General features: G+C 65.1%; 3 protein-coding genes and 2 rRNA genes (1 of these 5 only partly in view). All 5 read right to left on the bottom strand.

Annotated features, from left to right (window positions below; translation table 11 throughout):
- Window positions 1–54: 54 nt before the first annotated feature.
- Window positions 55–1,512, bottom strand: a complete 1,458-nt coding sequence (locus F7Q99_RS08450) for a DUF2637 domain-containing protein (protein ID WP_153460728.1) — start codon at window positions 1,510–1,512, stop codon at window positions 55–57.
- 202 nt (window positions 1,513–1,714) lie between these two features.
- On the bottom strand, window positions 1,715–2,380 hold the full coding sequence (locus F7Q99_RS08455; RefSeq protein WP_326846433.1) for a response regulator transcription factor: 666 nt from the start codon (window positions 2,378–2,380) through the stop codon (window positions 1,715–1,717).
- Window positions 2,332–3,741 (bottom strand): sensor histidine kinase, encoded by a 1,410-nt coding sequence (locus F7Q99_RS08460; protein ID WP_326846434.1) that lies wholly within the window; start codon window positions 3,739–3,741, stop codon window positions 2,332–2,334. Before F7Q99_RS08460 ends, F7Q99_RS08455 begins: the two co-directional genes overlap by 49 nt.
- Before the next feature lie 199 nt (window positions 3,742–3,940).
- Window positions 3,941–4,056 (bottom strand): 5S ribosomal RNA (gene rrf, locus F7Q99_RS08465).
- Window positions 4,057–4,128: 72 nt separating this feature from the next.
- A 23S ribosomal RNA gene (locus tag F7Q99_RS08470) occupies window positions 4,129–6,792 on the bottom strand; it runs 456 nt beyond the window's last position.

Here is a 6,792-nt window from a genome sequence, read left to right on the forward strand (position 1 = left end):
TGGACGTGTCTCCGGTCGACGCGTCTCCCGGTCTCACGGTCTCCGGCGGGCGGGTCACTCCCTCCCGGCGGCGGCGTAGCGGTCGCGCAGCTGCGGGTACAGCTCGGCGACGTCCTTCGGGTGCACCGAGCCGTCCGGACGGTTGCCGGTGACGCCGTACTCCGTGGTCAGCCACTCGGCAAGGCGCTGGGGATCGGGCTGAAGGCCGTCGTTGTGGTCCAGGTACGAGACCAGCGCCTCGTAGGCCAGGTCAGGGTCGAGCCTGGACGGCGTCGGGCGGGGTGCGAGCTCCTCGACGTGGGCTGGCGGTTGCGGCTGCGGCCCGGCCGGCTCGGCGGGGCGCTCCTCATCCTGCGGGGCCGGGTGCTGCAGCGCGGGCTGGGCGGTCGGCTGGTCCTCGGCCGCCGTGCGCGGAGGCTTGAACCACGGGGAGGCCTGGCCGGGAACCTGTCCGCCCGGGGTGGTGTCGGCCTGGCCACCGGTGGTGCGGACCGGGCGCGCGGTCCAGACGTTCAGCTCCTCGCGGGGCGGATGCGGGGACTCCTCCACCACGCCCGGCTCCTGGGCGGCACGCAGTCGAACGGCGGCGAGCTTGGCCAGCATCGGCGCGGCCACCTCGGCGGACATCGGCTGGGCTGGGGCCGGCGCCGGCTCGGGCTGGACTTGCTGCGGCTGGGGCTGAGATTGGACCTGGGTCTGCGGCTGGAGCTGCTGCGACTGCCGGACCTGCTGCGATTGCACCGGAACGGCGGGCCCTGCGGGCGCGATGGCCGCGGCGGCGCGGTTCTCCTGGAGCTGGAGCTCCTGAGCCTCCTTCGCGTCGCGCTCACGCGCCTCCTCGTCCAGCCGATCGAGCAGCGCCGGGTCCAGCGGCACACCGTACTTGGCGAGCTTGAGCGGCAACAGCGCCTGGAACGGCGCCGTCCGGCGCCAGCCGCGGCCGTACCGGAAGCGCAGCTGCGCCCGGTATACCAGCCGGTTCTGCTCCAGCCGGACGACCTCGTCGTACGAGCGCAGCTCCCAGAGCTTCATCCGCCGCCAGAGCCGGAAGGTCGGCACCGGGGACAGCAGCCAGCGCATCATCCGGACCGACTCCATGTGCCGGTCCGCGGTGATCGCCGCGATCCGCCCGACCGCGTGCCGGGAGGCCTCGACGACGACCACGAAAAGCACCGGGATGACGGCGTGCATGCCCATCCCGAGCGGGTCGCCCCAGGAAGCGGCGGCGTTGAAGGCGATGGTGGCGACCGTCAGCACCCAGGCGGTCTGACGCAGCAGCGGGAAGGGGATCCGCAGCCAGGTCAGGACCAGGTCGAGCGCGAGCAGGACGACGATGCCGGCGTCGACGCCGATCGGGAAGGCGTAGGAGAAGGCGCCGAAACCTTTCTCCGAGGCCAGCTCCCGGACCGCGTTGTACGAGCCCGCGAAGCCGATGCCCGAGATGATGCAGGCCCCGGCCGCGACGATGCCGAGCAGGCCGCGGTGGGCCTTGGTGAGCGTTGGGCGTGCCATTACGTCTATCAACCCCTGGGATGTCGGCTGCTGCCGTACGCTGCCTCGCTGCCGGTTCCCGCTGGTCGGGGCGCCGGACGGCTGAACGACCTCCGGGCTCGGCCCACCGGAGTTTACTCGTACACCTGTTTCAGCGTTCTCGCAGGCTGGAGTGTCACAGCGGGGAGCATGCCCGCACCGGTTCACGGCATCGGTCGGAGCGTCAGGCTGCGCGCCCCGCCGTGCCGTTGAGGTACGCGAGCACCGCGAGGACACGCCGGTTGGCGTCTTCATCGGGGGCGAGTTCGAGCTTAGTGAAGATGTTGGCGATGTGCTTGGCCACCGCCCCGTCGCTCACCGTCAGCCGGGCGGCGATCGCCGAGTTCGAGCAACCCTCCGCCATCAGCTCCAGCACCTCGCGCTCGCGCGGCGACAGCCCCAGCAGCGGACCGGGGCGGCGCGAGGTGGTCTGCATCAGCTTCGCGATCACGTCCGGGTCCATCGCCGTACCGCCGGCCGCCACCCGGCGGACCGCGTCGATGAACTGCTCGGCGTTGAACACCCGGTCCTTCAGCAGGTAGCCGATGCCGCCCGTGCCGTCGGCCAAAAGCTCCCGTGCGTACAGTTGCTGGACGTGCTGCGACAGCACCAGCACCGGCAGGCCCCGGATCTCCCGGCGAGCCTTCAGCGCTGCCTGAAGTCCCTCGTCGGTCAGCGTCGGCGGCAACCGGACATCCACCACGGCCACGTCCGGGCGGTGGGTCAGCAGCGCCTCCAGGAGCTCGGGCCCGGTCTCGACGGCCGCGGCGATGGTGAAGCCGTGCGCTTCCAACAGCCGGATCAGGCCTTCGCGAAGGAGGTAGAGGTCCTCGGCGAGGACAACTCGCACGGCAGCTCCAAGGTGATGGTGGTCGGACCGCCCGACGTACTGTCGATGGTGAGAACACCGTCGAAGGTACCCAATCGGCGTTCGATTCCGCGCAGGCCGGTCCCCCGCGACGGATCGGCCACACCGACGCCGTCGTCCGTCACCGTGATCCGCAGGAGGCCGGCCCGGTACAGGATGTCCACCCACACCTGATCCGCCCCCGAGTGCTTGGCCGCGTTGGCCAGGAGCTCACAGATGCTGAAGTACGCCGCCGCCTCCACCGGGGCCGGCGGACGGTCCGGCAGGCTCACGCACACCTCCGTCGGCAGCGCGCTGTCCAACGCCAACGCCCGAACGGCATCGCCCAGTCCGCGCTCGGCGAGCACCGGCGGGTGAATCCCACGGACGAGATCCCGCAGCTCCTGCAATGCTCGGGCCGACGACTGCCGTGCTTCCGACAACAGATCGCGCGCGGCCGCCGGATCGGTGTCCATCAGGTGCTCGATGGTGCCCAGCGTCATCCCGATCGCGACCAGCCGCGCCTGCGCTCCGTCGTGCAGGTCCCGCTCGATCCGCCGCAGCTCGGCCGCCTGGCTGCCGACCGCGTCCGCTCGGGTCTCGGTCAACTGGGCCACCCGCCTGGTCAGCTGGGCGTGCGTCGCCCGGCCGTCCTGGTCCAGCACCCGGCGGGCCACCTCGACGTACCCGCGCACCGCGTACGGCGCCACCAGCACGCCGGCACCGGCTATGCCGAGCCCCAGCACGATCTCCGCCAGAATCGACACCATCTGACCGCTGAACGGCCCGACGCCGTCGGAGACCGTCGGTCCCGTCGCGGCGTACGCCGTGCCCATCAGCAGCAGGAAGGCCACCGGCCCGGCCAAAGCCACGGCCATCAGCGGGTTGACGATCAGCCAGAGCATCTCGGCGCGGGTGGTGCGGTCCCGGAACGCCCAGTGCAGCAGCCGGACATACTTCGCCACCGTCCGGGAGCGGTGGTACGAGTACCCCGTCCACCAGTGCCCGCGTTGGTCCAGCTCCAGCGCCGGCATCGGCTGGTACACGACCGGGAGACGGATGCCGAACCAACGCTCCAGCTGCCCGCGCGTACGGTTCGCGGTACGGCGGACGAGGACGCCGGCCATCAGGGAGCCGGCGGTGACCGCCGCCGCGAGGGCGAAGGGACCCTCCAGGTAGTAGGGCTGCATGATCGCGGCAGTCACCGCACCGACGACGAACGCCGCCCCCACCGGCAGGACGGACCCCGGCACCGCGCCCAGCACCATCAGTGCCAGCCGAGCGAGCCCCTGACCTCCCGACGCAAGAGCCTCCCGGCTCTGCGCGCGCACCGACGCGCCGCTCGCTCGACTCTCTGTAGTCACGAAAGCTCCTGATGTCGGTACCGATCGTCCTCCACCAGTGTTCACGAGCCGCCTGCAGAGGGCAGTAGCCGTGCCACCCCAATTCCAGGGTGGACCTAGCACCACCTGCTGGTGGGCATAGCACGAGGGGCTTGATGAGACTGTCCGAAAATGCGAAGAACCCCCATCCGGAATCGGATGGGGGTTCTTCGGAATAATTGTTCGGCGGCGTCCTACTCTCCCACAGGGTCCCCCTGCAGTACCATCGGCGCTGTAAGGCTTAGCTTCCGGGTTCGGAATGTAACCGGGCGTTTCCCTCACGCTATGACCACCGAAACACTATGAAACTGTCCGACCCGCCGACAGGGCAGTCGTTGTTTCAGAACAACACAGTGGACGCGAGCAACTGAGGACAAGCCCTCGGCCTATTAGTACCGGTCAACTCCACCCCTCACAGGGCTTCCATATCCGGCCTATCAACCCAGTCGTCTACTGGGAGCCTTACCCTCTCAAGGAGGTGGGAGTGCTCATCTCGAAGCAGGCTTCCCGCTTAGATGCTTTCAGCGGTTATCCCTCCCGAACGTAGCCAACCAGCCATGCCCTTGGCAGAACAACTGGCACACCAGAGGTTCGTCCGTCCCGGTCCTCTCGTACTAGGGACAGCCCTTCTCAACACTCCTACGCGCACAGCGGATAGGGACCGAACTGTCTCACGACGTTCTAAACCCAGCTCGCGTACCGCTTTAATGGGCGAACAGCCCAACCCTTGGGACCTACTCCAGCCCCAGGATGCGACGAGCCGACATCGAGGTGCCAAACCATCCCGTCGATATGGACTCTTGGGGAAGATCAGCCTGTTATCCCCGGGGTACCTTTTATCCGTTGAGCGACGGCGCTTCCACAAGCCACCGCCGGATCACTAGTCCCTACTTTCGTACCTGCTCGACCCGTCAGTCTCACAGTCAAGCTCCCTTGTGCACTTACACTCAACACCTGATTGCCAACCAGGCTGAGGGAACCTTTGGGCGCCTCCGTTACCCTTTAGGAGGCAACCGCCCCAGTTAAACTACCCACCAGACACTGTCCCTGATCCGGATCACGGACCCAGGTTAGACATCCAGCACGACCAGAGTGGTATTTCAACGACGACTCCACAACAACTGGCGTTGCCGCTTCACAGTCTCCCACCTATCCTACACAAGCCGAACCGAACACCAATATCAAGCTATAGTAAAGGTCCCGGGGTCTTTCCGTCCTGCTGCGCGAAACGAGCATCTTTACTCGTAATGCAATTTCACCGGGCCTATGGTTGAGACAGTCGAGAAGTCGTTACGCCATTCGTGCAGGTCGGAACTTACCCGACAAGGAATTTCGCTACCTTAGGATGGTTATAGTTACCACCGCCGTTTACTGGCGCTTAAGTTCTCAGCTTCGCCCCACCGAAATGGAGCTAACCGGTCCCCTTAACGTTCCAGCACCGGGCAGGCGTCAGTCCGTATACATCGCCTTACGGCTTCGCACGGACCTGTGTTTTTAGTAAACAGTCGCTTCTCGCTGGTCTCTGCGGCCACCCCCAGCTCAAGCAGCAAGTGCTATCACCAGGAATGGCCCCCCTTCTCCCGAAGTTACGGGGGCATTTTGCCGAGTTCCTTAACCATAGTTCACCCGAACGCCTCGGTATTCTCTACCTGACCACCTGAGTCGGTTTGGGGTACGGGCCGCCATGAAACTCGCTAGAGGCTTTTCTCGACAGCATAGGATCATCCACTTCACCACAATCGGCTCGGCATCAGGTCTCAGGCTACGTGTTGCGCGGATTTGCCTACGCAACGCCCTACACCCTTACCCCGGGACAACCACCGCCCGGGCTGGACTACCTTCCTGCGTCACCCCATCGCTCACCTACTACAGACTTGGATCAGCGGCTCCACCACTCCCCTTCACCCGAAGGATCCAGGACGGCTTCACGGCCTTAGCATCACCTGGTTCAGCGTTGGCGCTTCAAAGCGGGTACGGGAATATCAACCCGTTGTCCATCGACTACGCCTGTCGGCCTCGCCTTAGGTCCCGACTTACCCTGGGCAGATCAGCTTGACCCAGGAACCCTTGGTCAATCGGCGCAAGAGTTTCCCACTCTTGTATCGCTACTCATGCCTGCATTCTCACTCGTATACCGTCCACGACTGGTTTCCACCGCCGCTTCACCCGGCACACGACGCTCCCCTACCCATCACAGCCCCCGTTAGGAGTATTGCTGCAATGACACGACTTCGGTGATGTGCTTGAGCCCCGCTACATTGTCGGCGCGGAATCACTTGACCAGTGAGCTATTACGCACTCTTTCAAGGGTGGCTGCTTCTAAGCCAACCTCCTGGTTGTCTCTGCGACTCCACATCCTTTCCCACTTAGCACACGCTTAGGGACCTTAGTCGGTGTTCTGGGCTGTTTCCCTCTCGACCATGGAGCTTATCCCCCACAGTCTCACTGCCACGCTCTCACTTACCGGCATTCGGAGTTTGGCTAAGGTCAGTAACCCGGTAAGGCCCATCGCCTATCCAGTGCTCTACCTCCGGCAAGAAACACGTGACGCTGCACCTAAATGCATTTCGGGGAGAACCAGCTATCACGGAGTTTGATTGGCCTTTCACCCCTAACCACAGGTCATCCCCCAGGTTTTCAACCCTGGTGGGTTCGGTCCTCCACACGGTCTTACCCGCGCTTCAACCTGCCCATGGCTAGATCACTCCGCTTCGGGTCTTGGGCATGCAACTCAAACGCCCTATTCGGACTCGCTTTCGCTACGGCTACCCCACACGGGTTAACCTCGCTACACACCGCAAACTCGCAGGCTCATTCTTCAAAAGGCACGCAGTCACGGCCCACCAGCAAGCTGGCGAACGACGCTCCCACGGCTTGTAGGCACACGGTTTCAGGTACTATTTCACTCCGCTCCCGCGGTACTTTTCACCATTCCCTCACGGTACTATCCGCTATCGGTCACTAGGGAATATTTAGGCTTAGCGGGTGGTCCCGCCAGATTCACACGGGATTTCTCGGGCCCCGTGCTACTTG

The sequence above is a fragment of the Streptomyces kaniharaensis genome (genome assembly GCF_009569385.1).
Taxonomy (GTDB): Bacteria; Actinomycetota; Actinomycetes; order Streptomycetales; family Streptomycetaceae; genus Kitasatospora; species Kitasatospora kaniharaensis.

What these genes read in the sequence shown, in the direction of transcription:
- F7Q99_RS08450 (WP_153460728.1), bottom strand. Translation starts at nt 1,512, where the DNA reads ATGGCACGCCCAACGCTCACCAAGGCCCACCGCGGCCTGCTCGGCATC.